Annotated in this window: 22 protein-coding genes; 10 read left to right on the top strand and 12 right to left on the bottom strand. The window is 49.9% G+C overall.

The features are described from left to right. Positions 1 to 107 precede the first annotated feature (107 nt). The 10 genes from N7E73_RS02230 to N7E73_RS02185 all read left to right on the top strand — a co-directional run bounded on the left by N7E73_RS02230 (position 108) and on the right by N7E73_RS02185 (position 11,151). Positions 108 to 821: a class I SAM-dependent methyltransferase gene (locus N7E73_RS02230; protein WP_432737244.1), complete on the top strand. Its 714-nt coding sequence runs from the start codon at positions 108 to 110 to the stop codon at positions 819 to 821. Further along, positions 822 to 2,549: a YcaO-like family protein gene (locus N7E73_RS02225; protein WP_432737243.1), complete on the top strand. Its 1,728-nt coding sequence runs from the start codon at positions 822 to 824 to the stop codon at positions 2,547 to 2,549. 197 nt (positions 2,550 to 2,746) lie between these two features. After that, positions 2,747 to 3,064, top strand: a complete 318-nt coding sequence (locus N7E73_RS02220) for a TusE/DsrC/DsvC family sulfur relay protein (RefSeq protein ID WP_432737241.1) — start codon at positions 2,747 to 2,749, stop codon at positions 3,062 to 3,064. A gap of 304 nt (positions 3,065 to 3,368) precedes the next feature. Next, entirely contained in the window at positions 3,369 to 3,599 is a 231-nt protein-coding gene (gene rpmE / locus N7E73_RS02215) for a 50S ribosomal protein L31 (RefSeq protein ID WP_432737240.1), read from the top strand. Positions 3,600 to 3,869: 270 nt separating this feature from the next. Then, positions 3,870 to 4,808, top strand: a complete 939-nt coding sequence (locus N7E73_RS02210; RefSeq protein ID WP_432738824.1) for a DUF1385 domain-containing protein — start codon at positions 3,870 to 3,872, stop codon at positions 4,806 to 4,808. After that, the gene (prfA, locus tag N7E73_RS02205; protein WP_432737238.1) at positions 4,808 to 5,881 is read left to right on the top strand and encodes a peptide chain release factor 1; all 1,074 of its coding nucleotides are present in this window, start codon (positions 4,808 to 4,810) and stop codon (positions 5,879 to 5,881) included. Before N7E73_RS02210 ends, prfA begins: the two co-directional genes overlap by 1 nt. Before the next feature lie 104 nt (positions 5,882 to 5,985). Continuing rightward, complete coding sequence (prmC, locus tag N7E73_RS02200; protein ID WP_432737237.1) at positions 5,986 to 6,834, top strand: peptide chain release factor N(5)-glutamine methyltransferase; 849 nt, start codon at positions 5,986 to 5,988, stop codon at positions 6,832 to 6,834. Positions 6,835 to 7,012: 178 nt separating this feature from the next. Then, positions 7,013 to 7,939, top strand: coding sequence for a UDP-3-O-acyl-N-acetylglucosamine deacetylase (lpxC, locus tag N7E73_RS02195; RefSeq protein WP_432737235.1), 927 nt, complete (start codon positions 7,013 to 7,015; stop codon positions 7,937 to 7,939). Between the two features lie 245 nt (positions 7,940 to 8,184). Then, a complete protein-coding gene (locus N7E73_RS02190) occupies positions 8,185 to 10,317 on the top strand; it encodes a methyl-accepting chemotaxis protein (protein WP_432737233.1) in 2,133 nt (710 codons plus the stop codon). 3 nt (positions 10,318 to 10,320) lie between these two features. Next, positions 10,321 to 11,151, top strand: a complete 831-nt coding sequence (locus N7E73_RS02185; protein ID WP_432737232.1) for a hypothetical protein — start codon at positions 10,321 to 10,323, stop codon at positions 11,149 to 11,151. Positions 11,152 to 11,167: 16 nt separating this feature from the next. Here the strand turns inward: N7E73_RS02185 and N7E73_RS02180 are convergent, their stop codons facing one another. The 12 genes from N7E73_RS02180 to N7E73_RS02125 form a co-directional block, all read right to left on the bottom strand. Further along, positions 11,168 to 11,578 carry a hypothetical protein gene (locus tag N7E73_RS02180; RefSeq protein ID WP_432737231.1) on the bottom strand — a complete coding sequence of 137 codons (411 nt, stop codon included), beginning with the start codon at positions 11,576 to 11,578 and terminating at the stop codon, positions 11,168 to 11,170. A gap of 87 nt (positions 11,579 to 11,665) precedes the next feature. Then, a complete protein-coding gene (locus N7E73_RS02175) occupies positions 11,666 to 11,992 on the bottom strand; it encodes a hypothetical protein (protein ID WP_432737230.1) in 327 nt (108 codons plus the stop codon). Positions 11,993 to 11,994: 2 nt separating this feature from the next. Then, positions 11,995 to 12,693 (bottom strand): flagellar basal body-associated FliL family protein, encoded by a 699-nt coding sequence (locus N7E73_RS02170; RefSeq protein ID WP_432737229.1) that lies wholly within the window; start codon positions 12,691 to 12,693, stop codon positions 11,995 to 11,997. A 110-nt stretch (positions 12,694 to 12,803) separates the two neighbouring features. Next, a complete protein-coding gene (locus N7E73_RS02165; protein WP_432737227.1) occupies positions 12,804 to 13,187 on the bottom strand; it encodes a chemotaxis response regulator CheY in 384 nt (127 codons plus the stop codon). Positions 13,188 to 13,197: 10 nt separating this feature from the next. Beyond that, a complete protein-coding gene (locus N7E73_RS02160; protein ID WP_432737226.1) occupies positions 13,198 to 13,989 on the bottom strand; it encodes a FliA/WhiG family RNA polymerase sigma factor in 792 nt (263 codons plus the stop codon). Next, positions 13,931 to 14,758 (bottom strand): MinD/ParA family protein, encoded by an 828-nt coding sequence (locus N7E73_RS02155; RefSeq protein ID WP_432737225.1) that lies wholly within the window; start codon positions 14,756 to 14,758, stop codon positions 13,931 to 13,933. The genes N7E73_RS02160 and N7E73_RS02155 overlap by 59 nt, the downstream gene beginning before the upstream one ends. Positions 14,759 to 14,872: 114 nt before the next feature. Continuing rightward, positions 14,873 to 15,961, bottom strand: a complete 1,089-nt coding sequence (locus tag N7E73_RS02150; protein ID WP_432737223.1) for a flagellar biosynthesis protein FlhF — start codon at positions 15,959 to 15,961, stop codon at positions 14,873 to 14,875. Between the two features lie 29 nt (positions 15,962 to 15,990). Then, entirely contained in the window at positions 15,991 to 18,090 is a 2,100-nt protein-coding gene (flhA, locus tag N7E73_RS02145; protein ID WP_432737221.1) for a flagellar biosynthesis protein FlhA, read from the bottom strand. 63 nt (positions 18,091 to 18,153) lie between these two features. After that, positions 18,154 to 19,221 (bottom strand): flagellar type III secretion system protein FlhB, encoded by a 1,068-nt coding sequence (flhB, locus tag N7E73_RS02140; RefSeq protein WP_432737220.1) that lies wholly within the window; start codon positions 19,219 to 19,221, stop codon positions 18,154 to 18,156. Between the two features lie 13 nt (positions 19,222 to 19,234). Beyond that, positions 19,235 to 20,038 carry a flagellar biosynthetic protein FliR gene (gene fliR / locus N7E73_RS02135; RefSeq protein ID WP_432737219.1) on the bottom strand — a complete coding sequence of 268 codons (804 nt, stop codon included), beginning with the start codon at positions 20,036 to 20,038 and terminating at the stop codon, positions 19,235 to 19,237. Positions 20,039 to 20,215: 177 nt separating this feature from the next. Continuing rightward, on the bottom strand, positions 20,216 to 21,121 hold the full coding sequence (locus tag N7E73_RS02130) for a peptidoglycan DD-metalloendopeptidase family protein (RefSeq protein WP_432737218.1): 906 nt from the start codon (positions 21,119 to 21,121) through the stop codon (positions 20,216 to 20,218). Between the two features lie 77 nt (positions 21,122 to 21,198). After that, positions 21,199 to 21,948 carry a tRNA lysidine(34) synthetase gene (locus tag N7E73_RS02125; RefSeq protein ID WP_432737217.1) on the bottom strand — a complete coding sequence of 250 codons (750 nt, stop codon included), beginning with the start codon at positions 21,946 to 21,948 and terminating at the stop codon, positions 21,199 to 21,201. Between the last annotated feature and the right edge of the window lie 12 nt (positions 21,949 to 21,960).

The raw sequence follows: 21,960 nt of genomic DNA, 5'->3' as shown, positions 1-21,960 counted from the left end.
CGGTCTGAAATGATTACTCCTCATCGTCGTAGAGAATATTTATTCATACCGCACAGGTCTGAAATTCCATGCGACAATCAACACCGAGAAAGATGAGGAGGCATTCCTTGAAAAATATAGCACTTAAGCCGGATGCTACATTTGATGAGCTTCTTGCTGCGGCCCGGAATAAATTTGGAGCCATAAAATTCGAAACCGTCAAGGTAGGCGGTATGGAACTGGAGCTGGCGCAGATTGCCGACATGCAGGCATATCTTGACCGGCTGGTGGATAAGGCGCGTGGCGGTAAAAATATAGATCTCCCTTTGTGGGCCAAAATCTGGCCCTCGTGTCTGGTTCTGGGGCTGTACATGCTCAAGTTCAAGGCGGATGATAACGCCTGTGTGCTGGATGTCGGTACGGATGGCGGGCTTTGCGGTATGCTGGCTGCCGTTCGCGGACTTGATGTCGTTCTGGCTGAAACAGACGAAGACGCCCTGCTTTTTGCCCGCCTTAATGCCATGCGCAACAAGCTTGATGATAAAATCAAGGTCAGCAGCATAGATTTTTCAGAGACAGATCTTGGTCGCCAATTCGATTATATCGTCGGGTGTGAAATTTTGCATCGCGACGAAGTTGCTGAATTTTTTCCCGGCTTCATTTCCCGCCATCTAAAAGATGGAAGCGGGGCGGAAGTGCTGCTGGCCATGGATAAGAAACGTGGCGGCAGGAAATTTTTCGAAAAAACCAAGGACAGCTACCGCCTGATGAAGCAGGAAGTTCCCTTTGCCGGAGATTCCGGGAAGAGCATAGTTTCTCTGGTCAGAATGGGGGGGAAGTAGATGCTTGAACTTAAATCTTGCCCGAAAGTATATACACGGGATCAGGATAAGGCGGTCAGCCCCGAGGAGACTGTTGCAAGGGTCAAGAAACTGCTGGAGGAAAAATGCTGCGGTGTGCTCAAATGCACGAGGAAGGTTGATACCGGCCGCCTTGGTATTCCAGTATTTATCAGCGAATGTGGAGATGTTGCCCGTGATGTGATGCCTACCCGCAAGCAGATGGGCAAAGGAGCCTCGGTTATTCAGGCCGAAGCATCGGCCCTGATGGAACTTGTGGAGCGCTTCAGCTTTTTCAGCTTCTGGAACACTCCAGAGAATTTCACCCTTGCAACCTACAGCGAGGCTGAGGAACTCTGGCCCGGTCGGGTCATCTCAATTGAGAAGCTTCTACAGTCCGTCGGTGAGGACATGGAACCTGCAAAGGCCCGTGTGATTCTTGATCTTGTTCGCTGGCATTTTCATCCCGCGTTGAATGTTCACACCGGTGAGACAGAGTATGTCCCCTTGGATTGGTTTAAGATTCTTAACGAATTCAATGGTTCTTCCGCAGGGAATACGCCAGAAGAGTCCGTGCTGCAGGGTGGCAGTGAGCTGGTTGAGCGTCACGTGTGTGCTGTAATTGACCGCGAACGTCCTGAGCCTCCGGTTATTGATCCTTCGTCATGTGATGACGAAGTGCTGGCCGGTCTGTGTAAGTGCTTTGATGATAACGGCATCAAGTACATTATCAATGATTTTTCCTTCGGCATGCCCCTGCCTACCGTGGCAGTGACCGCCTGGGATCCCTCAACATTTCCCGGAATGAGTGAAATCGTATTCACTGCCGGAACTTCTGCATCTCCCTGCAAAGCTGCTGTGCGTGCCTTTACTGAAGTTGCGCAGCTTGCCGGTGATTTTGAAACCGGAAGGGTCTATGAGGCTTCTGGGCTGCCCAAGTTTACCGAGATTGAACAGACCGGGTGGCTTGCCGCAGGTGAATGCGTCAATCTGAAGAATCTTCCTTCGGTCGAGCAGCATGATATCTATGATGAACTGAAGGCGTTTGCGGCTGGACTGGAGGATAGAGGGTACACCCTTTACACCGTCGATACCACCCATCCTGAGTTGGGTGTTCCCGCAAACTATAGCTTCGTTCCAGGCTTTCAGTTCCGTGAGCGTACCCCGCATGCCAGCCTGGGGTTGTTTGTAGGCCGAATCCTATCTGAGAAGGTTGCACTCGACATTGCCGGAGAGGGGCTGGATGTTATCTCGGATATTTACGGTGATCCTTATTTCATTCCTTTCTTTGAAGGTATGCTTGCCCTGCGCGGCGGGGATACTTCCCGGGCTGTGGACATGTTTGCCATTGCCGTGGAGATGCAGCCTGCGGATGAAGAAAAGGCTCTTTCCTCCTTTTATACGGCGTATTCGCTGTCGCTTGAGGAGCGTTGGTCAGAAACCGTTCCTTATCTGGATAAGGCCATCGAGCTGGACGATGAGGCCAAGGAGTACTTCAACCTGCGTGGAGTCGCCCGGTTCAAGGCGAAGGACTATCAGGCTGCTGCGGAGGATTTCAAATCTGCGCTTGCGCTGGACAGCGGGTCTGCTTCCGATCTTGCAAACCTGGGGTTGTGCCACAAGTTTATGGGAGATGATGACGAGGCTATCGAATATCTGAGTACGGCTCTCGAACTTGACCCGTCTCTTGAGTATGCACACACCCACCTGCAGGAGCTTCTTGATAAATAAAAAACCGTTTTTATAGGGTTCTTTTCAAGAACTCATTGACAAGAAAGCGGTTTAAATATTATCGCATTATAAGCAAAACGCACAGGGGTTTTGCTCTGAAAAAGTCATGAAACAGCGGATCGCTGTTTTTGGATATGGCAGGTTCGACAAGGTCGATACCTAAAGTTAAAATACATATATTCCTAAGGAGTATTATTATGGCTCTCGTAGAATTTCAGGGCAAAAGCTTTGATGTTGATGAGGACGGCTTCCTTCTGAAGTTTGAAGATTGGTGCCCCGAGTGGGTTGACTTCGTTAAAGAAAGCGAAGGCATCAAAGATCTGAACGAAGAACACCAGAAAGTTATCGACTTCCTGCAGGACTACTACAAGAAGAACGGTATCGCTCCCATGGTGCGCATCCTCTCTAAAGTAACTGGTTACAAACTGAAGCACATCTACGAACTGTTCCCCTCCGGTCCCGGTAAAGGAGCATGTAAGATGGCTGGTCTGCCCAAGCCCACCGGCTGCGTATAGTACCAGACAGCTTTCAGAATATTCAGGCGGGATCCTCGCGGTCCCGCCTTTTTTGTTCACATATGTAGGCGACTGATAAAGGTCCGGTTACTATAAAGGAATGGGGATGGTAACTGGTAACGGCCCGGTAGTCGAATCTTTAGCAGGCGTCTGCTGTCGATGTCCAGGCGACTTGACGTACGTTGGGTCTGCCTGTTAATGTAATGCACTAAAAAATGAGAAACAGACCAAATAACCCTTGCATATTCTTTTGCGCGGGGGTATTGGGCGTTGTTTTCACGGTTAACAAAGACAGGAGAAAGTCATGAAAAAAGATATCCATCCTAAAATTTATAAGGCTACTGTTCGTTGCCACTGCGGTTACGAATCTGAACTTTATTCCACCATCGGTGAAGAGGTAAGCACTGAAATTTGTTCCAACTGCCATCCTTTCTACACCGGAAAGCAGCGCTTCGTTGATACCGCTGGTCGTATCGATCGCTTCAAGAAGAAATTCGGTAATTTCAGCGCAGCTGCTCAAGTTAAGGGCAACTAGCTCATCTTTCTGCGGTTTCGCCGCATGAACATGCCTCTGCCGTATTGTTGCGGCAGAGGCATGTTGTTTTTCTATCTAATATAAAAAGTCCTGCATCGTTGTCGGGTGGGGCGCTCTTAAATCCCTCCCGCTGTAGATCGGGATAATTATTGTCTTGTTCAGCCTTGCCTGCCTGCTTGAAGTGATTATCCTATCGAGAATCAGTACTATTTTATTTCGGGGCAGCTGCCCTGATCAAGCGAGGAAACGGATTTGAAATCATCTCTGCTCATGTCAGCCGCCAAGACAGTCGGCGGTCAGGCTGTTATCGAAGGCGTTATGATGCGCGCAAAGGACAATCTGGCCATTGCCGTACGTCGTCCCGACGGTGAAATCACCGTCGAACTCCGCCCCTGGTTCTCAATGACTCCAGAATTCATGAAGAAACCGTTTTTGCGCGGGTTTCCTATTTTCATGGAAACCATGGTAAACGGCGTAAAAGCTCTCAACTATTCCGCCACACAGGCTCTTGACGAGGAAGAAGACGGAGAACTTACGAGTTTCCACCTTATCCTTACCATGGTGATAGCCCTGGGTGCAGCTCTTGGGCTTTTTGTGGTCCTTCCACACTTTTTTTCGGTTGCAATGAAGTGGTGGGGTGTTTCCGGTGACGTTGACTCCTTGAGTTTCCACATCTGGGACGGCTTCTTCAAAATGGTCATGTTCCTTGGGTATATCGTATCCATTTCCCTCATCCCGGATATCAAGCGTGTTTTCCAGTACCATGGCGCCGAGCATAAGGTTATCTGGGCATATGAAACCGGTGGAGATCTGGAAGCCTGCAGGATAAAGAATTTCAGCAGACTGCATCCCAGGTGCGGAACAGCGTTCCTGCTTTTCGTTCTGGTTGTGAGTATTCTGCTTTTTACTGTGCTGGTTCCCATGGTCGTCGCAATCTGGGCACCTGAAAGTTTTGTTTTAAAACACTTATATATAGTAGGCATCAAGCTGCTTCTCATGGCTCCCGTCAGTGCGGTGGCTTATGAGATGATCAAGGCTTCCGGTAAGTACGAGAACAGCCCGGTCTGCAAGGTGATGTGCCTGCCCGGTCTCGGTATGCAGTACCTGACCACTCGCGAGCCTGATGAGCAGCAGATTGAAGTTGCCCTTGCAGCCCTTAACAAAGCTGTGGCGGCCGGATCATCAGACGCAGACGGAGGACATTGCTAATGTTTGCCAAGCTTGAAGATATTGAACGTTCCTTTATGGATCTGGAGCAGGAGCTCGCAGATCCTGAAGTGTACAATAATCAGGAAAGATATAGAAAAGTGACCATGGCCCACTCAGAAATGGGGGACATTGTCGCTGCTTTCCGTGAATACAAGAAGCTTTCCGCCGACCTTGAGGACAACAAGGAAATGGCCAAGGATTCCGATCCCGAAATCCGTGAAATGGCTGAAATGGAAATTGCTGAGATTAAAGCCCGTCTGCCCAGGCTTGAAGAAGAACTCAAGCTGCTCCTTCTGCCTAAGGATCCCATGGACGGCAAGAACATTATTCTTGAAATCCGTGCCGGAACAGGTGGTGAAGAGGCCGCTCTGTTTGCTGCCGACCTTTTCCGCATGTATTCCCGTTTTGCAGAGCAGAACGGCTGGCGTGTGGAACTGATGAGTTCCAACCCTACCGGTACCGGTGGTTTCAAGGAAATCATTGCTTCCGTCAGCGGCGCCAACATTTTTTCAAAGATGAAATACGAATCCGGAACACACCGTGTTCAGCGTGTTCCCGCAACTGAAACTCAGGGCAGGATTCATACTTCCGCTGCTACCGTGGCAATCATGCCGGAAGCCGAGGAAGTAGACGTTCAGGTCAGAACCGAAGACCTGCGGGTTGACGTGTTCCGTGCTTCCGGTCCCGGCGGTCAGTCTGTTAACACAACGGACTCAGCAATCCGCATCACTCACCTTCCCACCGGTCTTGTGGTTATCTGTCAGGATGAAAAGTCCCAGCACAAGAACAAGGCCAAGGCCATGAAGGTTCTTTGTTCCCGCCTGCTGCAGGCAGAACAGGACAAGCAGCATGCAGAGCTTGCCGAACAGCGCCGTGCGCAGGTCGGTTCCGGTGACCGTTCCGAGCGTATCCGCACCTACAACTTCCCGCAGGGGAGGGTAACCGATCACCGCATCAACCTGACACTCTACAAGCTTGATGCTGTTATGGAAGGTGATATGGGTGAGCTCGTGGATTCCCTGATCGGCCACTACCAGTCTGAAGCTCTGAAGCGTCAGGCCGAAGACGGCTAGCAGGCTTCCTCTGTTTATCTTAAGATTTGTCAGGCGGGATATTTGTTCAAATATCCCGCCTTTGTTTTATGAATTTCCGGAGGAATATGGTGGAAAACCCGACATTGAAAGAAGTTTTATCAAAGGCTACCGCGTTGCTTAACCAGGCTGGAGTTGATTCTCCGGCTCTTTCAGCTCAGCTTCTTGCAGAAAAGGCTTTCGATCTTGATCGTTTGGGTCTGATCATGGAAATGGGGAGTACTGTTGATCCCGGAAGGATTGGCGAGTTTGAAGCATTGGTGCAGCGGCGGGCCAAAGGAGAGCCTGTTGCATATATCCTAGGGATAAAGGAATTTTTCGGCCTGGATTTCAAGGTCGGTCCAGGTGTCTTGATCCCCCGCCCTGAGACCGAAGAGATGGTTGAAAAGGTCCAGAAGCTATTCTCCGAGAATGATGAATTTCTTTTTGCTGATTTCGGAACAGGCTCGGGAATTCTGGCTGTAACTGTAGCAATATTATTTCCCCGTTCGCGTGGTATTGCCCTTGATTTAAGTCCTGCGGCTCTGCTGATTGCGAAGGATAATGCCCGGATGCACGGTGTTGATAGTCGGATAGTGTTTGTTCAGGCTGATTTTCATGCGCCGGTGCTTGCTGATGGGCAGTTTGATCTTGTTCTGGCCAACCCTCCTTATCTCAGCGAGGCTGAGCTTGATGAGATAAGTCCGGAGGTAGCGGAATTTGAACCTGTTTCCGCGCTAGTCAGCGGAGTTTCCGGGGATGAGGATATCCGTGGAAGTGTGCCGAGAATTGCTGCCGCACTCAAACCCGGTGGAACCGTTTTTATGGAGATAGGATATCTGCAGGGGCGGACAGCGTGTACCCTTTTTGAGTCATGCAAACATTTTGCAGGCAGTGTTGAGCTCATTACCGACCTTTCTGGCCATGACCGAATCGTTGTGGCAAAAAAGAATTGAGTCCTGTTGCGGATTTGCAAAAAAACCACAATGTATGTTTTCAGTTGTTGTAAAAAGACAACTGGTTATGTTTTTTTGTGAAAATGTCCATTGTTAATGTTTATAAAAAACAGCATGTTAGCGCAGTGCGTGTTTGTGGCATATAACTTGCTTATATGTATGCCGAGAAGGAGAGATTATGCTGCAAACTACTATTCATAACACAGTGAGATGCAAGGGGATCGGGTTGCATAGCGGCAAGCAGGTGGAAATCGTGCTGCGCCCCGCTGTTGAAGATACCGGAATTCTTTTTTCGATCCATACCGGGTCAGGGAGTTCATTCATTTCCCCTAATCCTGAGCTTGTGGTCGCAACTGGGCTTGCTACCACCATCGGTAACGGTCAGGATTCTGTTTCCACTGTTGAGCACCTTCTGGCAGCAGTTCGTGGCATGGGCATCGACAACCTGCATATCGAAGTCAGGGGAAACGAACTGCCGATCATGGACGGGAGTGCCGGGCCTTTTGTTTATCTTCTGCGTCAGGCAGGAGTACGTCAGCTGTTAAAGTCGCGCAAGGTCATGGCTGTGAAGAAGTCAATCAACTTTGAACAGGACGGGAAATACGTGCGCGCGTTTCCTCATGACGGTTTTGCAGTTGATTACACAATTGATTTTGCTCATCCTCAGATCGGCACACAGACTCTTTCTCTGGAAATCACTCCCGATGTATTCATGGAAGAGCTTGCTAAAGCCAGAACTTTCGGTTTCCTCAAGGAAGTCGAATATCTGCACGCCAACGGTCTTGCCCTTGGCGGATCTCTGGATAATGCCGTTGTTCTGGATGAGTACGGGGTTCTCAATGAGGGCGGACTGCGTTTCGTAGATGAATTCGTAAGGCATAAGATTCTTGATTTCGTCGGAGACATGGCCGTGCTTGATCTGCCGCTTCAGGGACGTTTTGAAGTCTTTGCTTCAGGGCACGCCCTTAATAATTCTTTCCTTAGATATCTCCATGCAAATGCAGCAGACTATCTTGAAGAACGTAATCTTGCTCCTGTTGCTGGAAAAGTTCAGGAAAAAGTTTATGTGCCGGAAGCCCCCTCTGCTGTTCCTTCCCCAGCATAAGTTGAATCGATCTTTAATCAATTCCGGCCCGCCTTACGGCGGGCTTTTTTTATGTCAAAAGAACATTTCGCAAGCATGCCAAGTCTTACACGGGCTTGACTCCGTCTGCTTACAGGGTAAATATAATCGGCAGTCAGAGCTGCATTTTATGGGTGTTGTTCATGACTTGAGGAATTTAATCAGGTTTTATCCATGCGGTGTTATATACTTTTCAGCTTTGACCATATTTTTTTTAGGAGTAGTTCATGTTCCGGTCCATCAGTACCAGAATTTCATATATTGTAGCCTTGGTAGTCGCTGTATCCTCCATTGTGACAATGATCTTTATCAGTACATCCCTAAAAGAAGATGTCACCTCCGCTCAGGGCCGGACAGCGCGCAATACCATTCGAATGGCTGTCCTTTACCTGCAGGAAGGGCAGCAGGCGATTGAAAGATACAGGGAACATGCATTCAATGACCGCAAACAGGCAATAAAGGATGCCATGGACATCTTCATTGCGCAGCTTGATTCCTTGTACGACCTTTATAAATCCGGGAAACTATCGGAAAGCGAGGCAAAGGAGGCGGCCTACAGACTTGCACGTGACACTCGCTATTTCAATAATGACTACTTTTTTATTTATACTGAAGACCTTCATACTCTTGCTCATCCTGATCGCTCGATTGAGGGACGTAGCCTTTACAACACTACAGATAAAAAAGGGTATGCTTTCGGTCCTGATATGGTGCGCAAAGCAACCAAGGAGGGCGGGGGGTACATCAATATGTGGTGGACCCGCCTGGGTAATCCGACACCGGTACCCAAGATTTTGTTTATGAAAGGGTATCCACGGTGGAAGTGGATTATCGGTACCGGTGCATATGTAGATGATATTGAAGCCTCGGTTGAAAAACAGAAGCTGGGACTGATTGAAGACCTGCGCAAAGGGTTTGCCAAGATCAGAATTTCTGAGACCGGTCGTCTTTTTGTGTTTGATGACAGCAAGAAAGTACTTGTTCCACCGGTTGGTGCCGGGCAGGATTTTGGTCAGACTATAAATCTTGATACCGGGAAAACAGTTGTCCACGACCTGAAGGAAATAGGTAAGCTTGGTGAGTGGCATATGGATTACCGGACACGCGGAAGCGAGGGAATCGAAGTGGCCCGGCAGGCCTATGTGCAATACTTCGCGCCTCTTGGATGGTACGTGGCTTCCACTGTTCCGCTGAAGGAAATCCATTCTCCGGTTGTTGATCTGATTGCAAAACAGGCTGTTATCAGCTTTGCTATTCTCGTCCTGACTATCTGTGTGATCTATTATCTCATCAGGCGTATCTGCCAGCCTATCCGCAGTGTATCAAGTGCAGCGTTCCATGTTTCCAGAGGTGATCTGCGCGAGGCCCGCAAGATTTTCTCCACTGCGACCGACAAAGGACATCTCAAACAGGTTGTTGCTTCATTCGGCACTGAAGAGGAGAACAGGTTTGACGAGGTCGATAATCTGGTCAAATCCATTCATACAATGTTGCAGACACTGAACTCCCTTGTCAGTCAGGTGCAAAGGTCCGGTGACGATGTCACCGGCTCGGCCTTTAAGCTCGGCACGGCAATCAATCAGCTTGAAGCTGCCGTTGAAAATCAGGCCGCAGCCACTCAGGAGCTTGGCAGCACTTCGAGGGAAATTTCCGCGACTTCGCAGGAATTGGCCCGCACCATGAATGATTCCACTCTTGTTGCCGTCTCCACAGGGGAGCTTGCCGCACAGGCCTTGCGGGACATAAGCATGATGGAAATGACCATGGACGCCATGCGGGATGCATCTGGAGGTATTTTCAGTAAACTCTCGGTTATAAACTCCAAGGCAGCCAACATCAGCAAGGTGGTGACATCTATCTCCAAGATTTCGGAGCAGATCAACCTGCTTTCTCTGAATGCTGCGATAGAAGCCGAAAAAGCCGGAGAGTTCGGTCAGGGTTTTTCCGTTGTTGCCCGCGAAATTCGAAAACTTGCCGACCAGACGGCTATGTCCACCCTTGATGTGGAAAAGATCGTGACGGAGATGCTGTCGGCTGTGTCATCCGGTGTTATGGAAATGGACAAGTTCAGGCAGCAGGTGGAAAGCGGAGTCAGCAATGTGGATGCTCTTGGCGGTGGCATTTCGGGTGTCGTTAATCAGGTACGCTCTCTGACACCCCAGTTTGAGGCGGTAAACGAAGGAATGCAGAACCAGAGTGAAGGAGCTGCCCAGATCAGTTCAGCTATCATCCAGCTTTCGGAGACATCAATACAGACCAAAGATGCACTGGTTGAGTTTATATCCATTACCGAGCAGCTGTCGCGGGCAGTAACCATGCTGGAAGCCGAAGTTGCGGCGTTTCAGGTGGATAAGGACTAAAACGTGCGCATTTCACGATACGGCGGACAGCAGTTTCAATCCGGCGGAGGCGGGGCTTCCGAGCGGTCAGCGAAGTTCCGCAAGAAGTTCAAGGCCGGGGAGGTAATCCAGGGTATTCTGCTGAAATGGGAGCAGCCCAAGCTGGGGTGGGTGCAGATTGATGACCTGCTTTTGCTGGCCAACGTCATGACTTCGCCAATGATTGGGGATGTGCTTACCTTTGTTGTTCAGCAGCTCTATCCGGACATAATCCTGAAAGAAGTCGGGCCTGATGATTTCAATTCCATGGGGGAATATATCAACCCAACTGACGTGACCAGAACATTTGTACGTTGTCGTTCGGCATTTCAGTCTCGCGGGCGAGATCTTCTTGAGCTCCTAAGTGAAGGTGGCGGGCTGGACGCTTCAGGACGTCTTAACCGTATGCTGGATCTGTTCAGGGCCGAACCGGAAATAGGGGCACTTTTTTTCGAAACCCTGAAGGCCGCAGCTGATTTGAATTCCATTTTGAAAGCATCAAGGCTTTATTACATGCCCTGGCTCATTCCGAGTGGTTTGAATCATGAGATAGTACTCAAAATTAAAGAACCCACCAATCGTGAGGGTTCATTTTACGAGCTGCTTTTTGCTGTGGATCTGCCTCCGGCTGTTCCGGTCAGGCTCAGGATGATGTACAGGAAACCGCAATGCGGGTTTAAACTGCTTGCAGATGATCGCAATTTAGGGACATTACTCGGGGTTAATTTCAAGCATGCCTTTTCGGAATTTCTGGGGGTTGAAAGGATTCCGCAACAATGTGCAGGAGGATTTCTTGCCGAACTGCTTTCTGGATAATTTATCTTAGAAAATTTTAAGTGTGCTGATCTATGATCAGTTCGACTTCTTCAATTGTCAGTCCGGTTGCTTTTGCCAGACGGCTTACAGGCTTGCCTTCTTTATGTCCGGTAAGGATAATCTGACGCAGGAACTGCGGGGAACGCGAAAATTCCTCGGCCTGCGCAAGAATCTTCTTCAGTTTTCTGGTTTTCTGGTCGAGCTGCATGTCAAGCCGGGCCAGTTCTTCCTGACGTTCTTCAAATGTATTCATCAGTTCTGTTTCAAGCTGGGCATTAAAATGGAGTTTATTAATGAATTCCTGCTGCTTGGATTGCAGCTGGGTAACAAGTTCTTCGGATTTTTTGAGCCTCAGAAAGAAGAATATTATTGCAGCAAGCAGGATTATTTCAGTGATGGAAAAGAAAACTAAAAGAAATACAGTCATTTTTTACAAGTTCCGAGAGAAAATGGTTGGTTATTGAACTGACGGTATTCTGCATTGTTTGAAGAGTTTGGGCAACACGCAAAAGAACTAAATTTTTACGTTGATAATGTTGCCGGACCATGGGGATGGCTTGGTTATCTTTTCTTCGACTTCCGGTTCCGGAGCCTTCTTCTTTCTTCTGCGGGAAGAGGCATGCTGCTGCGGGTTGCCGCCGCCTTCATCCTGAATAGAGGCCGAGCCGTCGTCCTTCTCAATATGCTGGATCTGCTTCTGGGCGTCCTTGTTCTTTTCCTGCTCGGCAGGGTTGATCATGAGGGTCTGCTGCATCTGTGACTTTGTCAGTTCTGCATTGGATATCTGCTGGACATTTGCCAGTTGAGAAATCATCAGGGGCAGATCCACAGGACCGGGCATGTTTACCTCACAAGATATTCCTCAAAGAGGATTTCGTCGAACTGACCGGCTACGATATACTGGTTGATTACCATAAGCAGGTCTTTCTTAAGGGTCTCTACATTTTTCTTATCGGACAGAAACTGCAGATCTTTATTTTTGAGGTAAAAATATACCGCATCGCGAAGGATGAGGGTTTTGCGACCATATTCGGCAACAACCAGCGGATCGGTCGTTGTCATGGCAAACCGGGCTATCAGGAAGCGGACATTGTTTTTTTTATCCTTCTGTTCAACCCAGAAGGGGTCCATGCGCAACAAGGTAACACCGGGTTCTTCCGGCGGAGGCGGGGCTTCTTCCTGAGGGATTGTGGCCGGAAGTTCTTCGGTAGTTTCTTCTGCTACCGGTTCCTTGACCGGAGGCGGAGGGGCGTCAGTAAAAAGGAAAAGTTTGACCAGTATTGCGGCAAGCAGGAGGATAATGACTCCTATGCCGCTGAAAATTATGAGCTTGCTCTTTGATTTCTTTTTTTCCGGAACAACTTCAACAGGTGCAAGTTCTTCCGGTTCCCGTTCGGGGACCTCTTCCTCTTCTTCCTCGTCTTCAAGGAAAGGGGCATCATCAAGGTCGAGTTCAACCTTCTGGGCAGCCTTGTTGACTGTTGCCGGAGAGGTCGATTCCTCCTCGGAATCATCAATATCACTAACCGCGAGGAAGATCATTCATGAACCTTATGATGGCTGTCCGGGCAGGCTGTCTCCATCCTGCATGCTCATGGAATAAGAGGTGTTCTGAACAGGCGGACGTGATCGCACGTCCGCCTGCATGAAATCTATTCAAAAATTTTGTTGATTTTCTGTCCGAGGGTGTCAGGAGTGAAAGGCTTTACAATGTAGTTGGAAACCTTGGCCTGTACTGCCTCGATGATGTTTTCCTGCTGTGCTTCAGCAGTAACCATCAGGAAGGGGATGTCTGCAAATTCTTCACTGGCCCTTACTTTGCGCAGGAGTTCTATACCGGTCATCTGGGGCATGTTCCAGTCGGACACGATGAATTTGATACTGTCATCCTTGTTGAGGGTTTCCCATGCAGTGGTTCCGTCATCAGCTTCCACGATGTTGGTGAAGCCGATCTGGCGCAGGATGTTTTTAATGATACGACGCATGGTTGCGAAGTCATCCACAACAAGAACTTTCATAGAGTAATCAATGGCCATTTATTTCTCCTTAAGGTTCCGAAGGATATTTGTCTTGGAACATTTGTCTTAATTTTTTAAGGGCTTGTGAGTGCAATTGCGAGACTCTGCCTTCGGTGATTTCCATTACTTCAGAGGTTTCCTTCATATTAAGTTCCTCACCGTAATAGAGGGATAATACCAGTTTTTCCCTTGGCGTCAAATTATCAATCAGATCAGCCACCTTGTCCACTGTTTCCTGAAACAGGGCCGAGTGAAAGGGCTCATTGTCCAGCTCGGAATCCCGGTTGCTTGGGATGTTGTCATTAAAGGCGTCGATATTTATACAGAGCTGGTTTTGAAGTGCTTCCAGACCCTGCTGAACATCTTTGGCAGAAAGACCGGTGGCTTCTTCTATCTGGGCACTTGTGGGCCTTTGGCCTGTTTCGTGCTCAAGGTCTCTTATGCAGCTTTCGATTGTTTTGACTTTCTGACGCAGGCCGCGCGAAAACCAGTCCATACGCCTGAGTTCATCAAGCATGGCTCCTTTGATACGGTTTTCCGCGTATGTTTCGAACTTGATATTAAAATCGGGGCGAAATTTGCCAAGCGATTCCACCAGTCCCAGACTTCCGGCACTGATAAGCTCTCCTAGCTCCACGTTCTGTGGGAGCTTGGATTTCATTCTTAAGGCGATGATACGGATTTTTGGGGAATAGTGCCGTACAATCGCCTCCTGATCTGATGGCGAAAAATCTTTCCAGCTTGTAGTCCCGGACTCAAGATTAAGCCACGGACTGTTCCTGGAAGAGGAGTTTTTTCCAGAAGAACTTGATATTTCCATCTAGCTCGGACGTCGCTTTCCATTTGGTTATTTTTTTTGCCGCTTCGGCAATCTGGATGCAGGCCGGGCTGGACGGAGCTACCTTGCAAAGAGGAGTCTGTCTTATGACAGCCTGCCGCATATTCGGGTCGCGGGGGATTACCCCGACCAGGTCCAGCGAAACACCGCTCAGGAAGTGGTCACAGGCCATGTAGAGTTTTTTGAAAACGTCTTTGGCCGATTTCATGTCCGGAGCCATGTTGACCAGAATTCTGAACTTGTCCACGCCGTGATGAAGTTTCATGACTTTGATCAGGGCATAGGCATCGGTCAGAGAGGTCGGTTCAGGGGTCAGGACCAGAAGTCGTTCCTGCACTGCCAGATTGAAGTAGAGAACATTGTCATTGATTCCGGCACCGGTATCAACAATCAGGTAATCAATTTCTTCTTCAAGATGGTCCATGGCTTCAAGGAGGTCAAGTTTTTGACCTGTATCGAGAGAAACCATGTCACTCACACCTGAGGAAGCAGGGAGGATGTCAAATCCGTATTCTGTTCTGTGCAGAACTTCCCTGATTCCGGTTCCTTCGTGGAACAGGTGAAAGAGGTTGTACTTGGGGGCAATGCCGAGGAGAACATCCACGTTTGCCAGACCAAGGTCTGCGTCCAGCAGCACCACCTTCTTGCCCATGCGGCTTAAGTTGTAGGCCAGATTGACTGAAATGTTGGTCTTGCCCACTCCTCCCTTTCCGGAGGTTACTGAGAATACCATGGGAAGATTGGAATTCATTGTATCACCCTGTTCTTATTTATCTCTACTGTTTACGTTGCCTGCGATATTTATGCAACGAGTAATGAGCCTTAATTTCTATTTGAAAATCTGAAAACATGCTGCCGGGGGTGCCTAGACCGCCTTGGCGAGCAGGTTCTTTTCCTCGGTCGGAAGCTGGTGCTTGAATACCAGTCGCCAGAAATCTTTTTCACATGCCGGTTTCATACTGTTTCTTAAGCCGGAGCCGTATGACAGCAGTGATACCGGCAGGCCGCTTTCGTAAGCTGTATTGACCAGAGCACCGTAGTTGCAGGCCTCGTCAAGCTTGGTCCAGATCAGGCTCTTGAGCTTGGCTGAGCTGTATTTTTTCAGGAATGCGCAGTATTGAGCCGGTGCGTAGTAGGGGTTCAGAACTAGATGGACTGCCAGGTCGCAGGGACCGTTCATCCCGCAGGCGGAAAGCCATCCATCCAGCTCCGTGCCGTTGGGCAGTCCGGGTAGGTCGATGAAGACCTTGTCAAAATTCTGGCTTTCTCCGATGAGCCTTGCGAAATCTTCTCTGGTTCCCAGTTCCCGGAAATCCAGTCCTGAAAGATCGGCGTAATGACGCAGAACCAGTCGGCCTTTGCCCTGTCCCTGATCGGCAGAGGCCAGACAGATGCGGGCTGTCGGGTTCTCTTTCTTTTCTTTAAGGGCCAGGCGGATGATTGTGGAGGTCTTGCCTGCTCCGTGAGGTCCGGCAAGGGCATGAAACTTCTCTTTCCAGATGGAGCTTTCCAGCGGGCGAACCGGAACAATCTTTTCCAGTTCAGGGAGTATGGCTTTGGACTTGTTGCCGCGAAGCTGTTGGAAAAGGTCGAGGATAACCCTGCTCTCAACTCCTTCACGTTCGAGGTATTCGAGGGCCAGTCTCTGGCGCGGGGCCAGCAGGTTCAGGTTCATCTGCGGCTTCAGAAGAGCCATCATGTGTCCCTTGATCTGGTTCCATTCCTGGTTCCAGTCAGGGATGCTGTTCATTGCATCATCAATGACTGCATCCCGTGTGGCACGCTTTTGGACCGGTTCTTCCTGCTTGTCGACGCCGACCATGATCTCGTGGATCCTGCGTCCGTTCTCCTCGCATGTCTTGTTGCTGAGGATTACCGCATCGTCCCCGAACTCTGCCTTGATCTCTGCGAAGACCGCCGCCGTGCTGCTTCCTCTGAATGTCTTTACCCGCATAATTACAACCTTTTCCGATCTCTACTGGTTTAGATCTCCACGACTCCTGCAGACATGATTCGCACACTGGCGGGAATCTCGGCCTGCGATATTACTGGAACAGTAGGCAAGAAGCGTACCAACAGTTGTGCCAGGTGGCTTCGCAGCTGAGGAGCGCAGAGCATAACCGGCTGGCCGTCAGTATTCAGTACATTCTCAGCTGCAGTGTTGATGCTCCTGATGATCTGCTGTGCGGAGCCGGGGTCCAGAGCCAGGAAGGCACCGCCGTCAGCAGCCCTGAGGGCCTCATTGAGCTTGGCATCCGCAGTGGGCCCGAAGGTCAGGATGGGCAGACTGCCGTCACTGGCCAGGTAGGGCTTGATGATGGTTCTGCTCATGTGTGACCGCACATACTCGGTGAGCTGGTTCGGGTCGTGGATGGACGGCCCGTAGTCTGCCAGTGCCTCGACGATGGTCAGCAGGTCACGGATGGAGACGTTTTCGCGAACGAGGTTCTGCAGGACCTTCTGAACGGTTCCCAGAGACAGGATGTTGGGTACCAGATCCTCAACAGCCTTGGGAGCACGCTTGGAAAGGTTATCCAGCAGTTCCTGGGTTTCCTGCCTTCCGAGAAATTCACCGAGGTTGCGGCGGAATACTTCGGTAAGGTGGGTGGCAATAACAGTTGAGGGGTCGACAACTGTGTAGCCTGCGAGCATGGCCTCTTCCTTCTGGGTGTCGGGAATCCAGACAGCCGGGAGATTGAAGGCGGGCTCGACGGTTTCAATACCCTTGATGCGGTGTCTCGCATCTCCGGGATCCATGGCGAGCTGATGGTCAATAAGAATTTCCGCGGAAGCCATGACATTACCTTTCACCAGTACGCGGTATTCGCCGGGCTTGAGCTGCAGGTTGTCACGCAGGTGCAGCGACGGAATAATGACGCCCATGTCCAGTGCGAACTGGCGGCGGATGGAACGGATTCTTGACAGCAGGTTGCCGCTCTGTTCCTCGTCCACCAGCGGGATAAGTCCGTAACCGACTTCCAGCTCCAGTTGATCCAGAGGCAGCAGGGCCTGAACTTCCTCGGGGCTGTCCAGAGAAGGTGCTTCGCTCTTGGCCTTCTGGGTCTTTTCTTCCTGCTTCTTCTGTTCTGCCTCGGTATCACGACCTATACGGGATACTCCGTAAACCAGTCCCGAAAGGCACAGGAAGGGTATTGTGGGCATGCCGGGTACTATTCCGAAGATCAGCAGGATGACGGAAACAAGTTTGAGTGCACGGGAGTGGTAGGTGAGCTGGCCGAGAAATTCCTCGCCCATTTTTGCTTCTGCTGCGGCACGGGAAACAATGATACCGGCCGAGGTGGAAATAATGAGTGACGGGATGGTTGAAACGAGACCATCACCGATGGTCAGCAGGGTGTAAGTGGTGGCTGCGTCCTGCCACGCCATGTTCTTCTGCAGCATGCCGATAAGAATACCGCCGATTATGTTGATCCCGGTGATGATCATGCCGGCGGTTACGTCTCCCTGTACGAACTTGCCGGCACCATCCATAGCTCCGTAGAAGTCTGCTTCACGGCGCAGGTTGGAGCGCTGTTCCTTGGCTTCGTTCTCATCGATGAGTCCGGCGTTGAGGTCGGCTTCAATAGCCATCTGTTTACCGGGCATGGCATCAAGGGTGAATCGTGCGGCTACTTCTGCGATACGTGTGGTACCGGCAACAATAACTGTCTTGTTGAGGATGAACAGAATCATGAAGATAACAATACCGACGAGGTAGTTACCACCGACAACGAATTCACCGAAGCTCTGGATAACCGAACCGGCAGCGGACGTGCCTTCGTCCCCGTGCAGGAGAATGGCTCGCGTGGTGGCAACGTTAAGTGCAAGGCGCAGCAGTGTTGTTACCAGCAGCAGTGAGGGAAATATGGAGAATTCAAGGGGCGACTGCATGAACATGGAGGTAACCAGAATTACCAGCCCCAGCGAAATACTGACGCTGAGCATGAAGTCGATGAACATTGTGGGCAGGGGAATAAGCATGACGAAGAGTATGACTACAACGCCTGCTGCCAGAAGGATATCTCCCTGCTTGGCAAATCTTTCGTAATTTACATTGATGGTCTTGGAATTGGCTCCGGCCATGATTTTGACACCCCTTTATAACGTTGACTGGTGTGGACACCTGATCCGGTTGAAGCACCGTAACTATCTTTTCTTGCGGGAGAATTTGTTCAGCTTCGCAAGAATGGCCGCTACGGCCTGGTAAAGTTCTTCCGGAATTATGTCACCGATCTCAACCTGTTTATACAAGGCCTGTGCCAACGGCTTGTTTTCCCGGATGGGTATGTTGTTTTCCCGAGCAACCTGCTTGATTCGTTCGGCAACATTGTTCATCCCCTTGGCCAGCACCTGCGGGGCCGGAGCGTGCATGGGGTCATATCTCAGGGCAATTGCGTAGTGCGTGGGGTTGGTAATGATAACGTCTGCCTTAGGAACATCCGCCATCATTCGCTGCCGCAGCACTGCCATCATTTTCTGCTTCTGCTGGGCCTTGATCTGGGGATCACCTTCGGCCTGTTTGCGCTCGTCCTTAACTTCATCCTTGGTCATCTTGAGTTCTTCCTGATAGTTCCAGCGCTGGTACCAGAGGTCGGCTATGGCAAGGACGATCATTGGAATCATGGCATAGGTAACCATCTTGTATCCAACCCGCAAAATGAAGATGGCAAGGTTGTGGGCGTCTGAATAGAACAGAGGAATGAAGTTTGCCAGTTCCTGCTTGATTACGATGTAAGGGGCAATGGCTACGATAATCGCTAAAAGGAGACTCTTACCCAGACGAATGAGAGTTTTTATGTCCAGCATCAGGCGTTTTACTCCAGCCATGATGTTGAACATCTTCGAAAATTTTGGTTTGAAAACTTTTGTTGTCCAGAGCTTGCCTACCTGAAGCCGCATAATCAGGTAAGAGATGAAAGCGATGAACAGGAAAAGAGGGAGCAGGATGATTCCCAGTTTTTGTGAGCACCAGAAAAACAGTTCATGTATGGATTTTCTGTCAGCCTGAATAAATATTCCTTTAGTGAAGAACCAGTGGAATATTTCATAGAACTGTTCATAGTACATATCTATAAAGACCCTCAGGCCGATTACTCCGGCAATAAGGGTCATTATCTTGCCCATTTCCTCCCCTTTGGCGACGCTTCCATCTTCCCGGGCCTTTTTTACTCGCTTGGGCGTCGCTTTCTCGGTTTTACTGGGATCTTGAGCCATTCAAGCACCCTCCCTAGTTACCGATCGGAATTTTAGGAGGTGAGCCTGCGTCCATGATCTGGTGCATCAGGCTGGGCAGGCCGGCAACATAGTCTCCGACGTAAAGGGCCAGAATGGAGAAAACCATGCTCAGGAAAAAGAAGCCGACCATAATTTTTAGGGGAAATCCGAGCATCAGAACGTTCATCTGCGGGGCCATTTTGCTGATAAGGGCCAGCGCCAGGTCAACCACGAAAATGGAGGCGATGATGGGAGACGCCACTTTCACCGCAAGGATGAAGAGGTCCTTGGAGATGGTCATTATGAGCGTAGTCAGTTTGGAGGTAATCAATAGCTGCCCCGGAGGAATGAGCTTGAAACTTTCCACCATGGCAGACATCAGGTAGAGGTGTCCGTTAAGGCAGAGGAATACAAGAATGGCGGTCATGTAAAGAAAGTGTGCGGTAACCGCTTCGTTCGTACCCGTCAGGGGATCAAGAACGTTGACCATGGAAAAACCCATCTGGACACCGATGAAGTTGCCGCCTGTCTGGACGGCTGAGAACATGACGTTGACCGCAATCCCCATGACCAGACCGAGTATGAGTTCCCCCATGATCATTATAGCTATGTTCCATGGGCTGGACGGCATCAGGGATCCATCCACATGAATATAGGGCCAGATTGCAAATGCCATGACAAGAGTCAGGGCCCCCTTGACCATGGTCGGAATAGACTGGCCGCCGAAGAATGGTAGTAGAAACAGCACAATACTCACCCTGAACAGGGTAAGGTAGAAGCTCATCAGGTCGGCTGGATTGAAATCGAAAAAGCTCATGCTGTCCTCTTTTCGGCCTGTACTGCAAAAACAGGTCCCATTCCTGAAAAGATTATTATCATCATGCTCAAATTAGGGCAAAGCTTTACAATCGATGTTGGTTATAGAAAGGAGTGCCAAAAAGAAAGGCCCACAGAAAAGTTTCCGCGGGCCTGTTGGAAATCGTTGTGCTTGAAATCAGTTCAGAATGTAGCGCATGGGGTTGACCGGGACATTGCCCAGTCTCACTTCGTAGTGCAGGTGCGGACCTGTTGACCGGCCTGTGTTTCCTGCATATCCGATGAGTTCCCCGCGGGTTACTACCTGTCCTTTCTTTACAATCTGCAGCTTCATGTGAGCATAGCGGGTGGAGATATTGGCTCCGTGATTGATCTTGATCATTTTCCCGTAGCCGCCCTGTGTTCCGACAAAGGAGATTGTTCCCTGTGCAGGAGCGTAGATGGGGGTTCCAAGCGGACAGGAAATATCTATGCCTTTGTGGTATTCCCGTTTGCCGGTGAATGGAGAGCTTCTCCAGCCGAAGGGGGAGGTTACCCAGCCCTCTGCAGGCCAGATGGACGGTGTTGCATCCAGTGCGTCCTGCTTGGAACGCATGGAATGAATAATTTCCTGCTGTCTGACTTCTTCCAGCTTGGCTTCGGTGCTGAGCTGGGCAAGGAAATCATGCATTTTCCGGACAAGCAGCTCCTGTCGGTATAGGGGCAGGTAGTTTTTGGAAAAGTCTGCTCCGGTGGATCCGCCTTTGGGCGCTACGTTCTGTACGTTGCCCTGGTCCAGATTTATCATTACCCGCAGTTTGGAGTCGAAGTTGCGGACCCGGTCCAGATCCTGCGAGATGTTCTGCATTTTTTGGGAAAGTGACAGAAGTTGCGCCTTCTGTTCCTGCACGGCCTTTTCGGCTCGGGCAAGGTTCTTTTCCAGTCCGGAATAGTTCTCGTAGTATTTCCAGAGTATTACGTTGCCACCTGCCAGTCCCGCCACCAGCGCGAAGAGGAAAAAGAAAAACCATCCCCTGAGCTGGAATTTGCGGGCATTGTCGCAAGGGTTTTTGAATATTACTACATGGTATTTTTTGAACAGCATATTTCTCGATAGCCCGGTTTGTTCGTGAAGTTGTAAATTTGTCCCCGATTAACAGGCTTTGTAAATTTGTAGAATTGTTATGTGGTTTTCATATTTAAGTCAAGCTGCCAGCGCCTTAACGCGTTGAATGTGTTGTTTCTGGAGCCCGGGAATTTTTTCCATTCGCCTTCCAGCCACTCGTTTATTTCACTTCGCTTCGTGTTGCTGTTGGAAGGACAGCGGTTGGCCCAGATCGGCAGTTCCCACTGGCGGGCGGCAGATTTAATGTATTTTTTTTCAAGCATCAAGGCCGGGCGTATCATGTGAAGTTTGCCGCCGAAGAAAGGTTCGTTGGCTGAAAGTCCGTCGATGCGCCCGTTCTGAATCATGTTCATATGAAAGTTGGTAACGAGGTCATCGGCTGTGTGGCCCAATGCCAGATGGGAAAGGGAGTACTGTTCGCAAAGTTCAAAGAGTCTTTTGCGTCTGAGTCGGCTGCAGTAAAAGCAGGCGGATTTTTTTTTGTTCTCAGGGCTGTGCGCTCGCGGGCCGAAATCGGTAAGCTCAATGTGGGACGCAACGCCGTTGTCGCGGCACCACTCTGTAAGGGGACGATGGCTGTCCGGTTCAAAACCGGGGTTCACGTGAAGAACCATCATTTCAATGTTGAACGGCATGATGGCCTGCCGGATAAGCATGGTCCTGATCAGTACAAAGCTGTCGACTCCTCCGGAGACCGCAATTCCTATTCTGGAGCCCTCCTGAACCATGTCAGTTTTCTGCATGAGCATGCCTATTGTTGATACGCATTTTTTTTGGGCAAAGCTCAATTTTCCCCATTTTGCCATTGTAATTAACTC

The sequence above is a fragment of the Maridesulfovibrio sp. FT414 genome (assembly GCF_050916235.1).
In the GTDB taxonomy this organism is placed as follows: domain Bacteria; phylum Desulfobacterota; class Desulfovibrionia; order Desulfovibrionales; family Desulfovibrionaceae; genus Maridesulfovibrio.
Note: the sequence above shows the minus strand (reverse complement) of the source record. Positions and strands in the feature narration are given on the sequence as shown.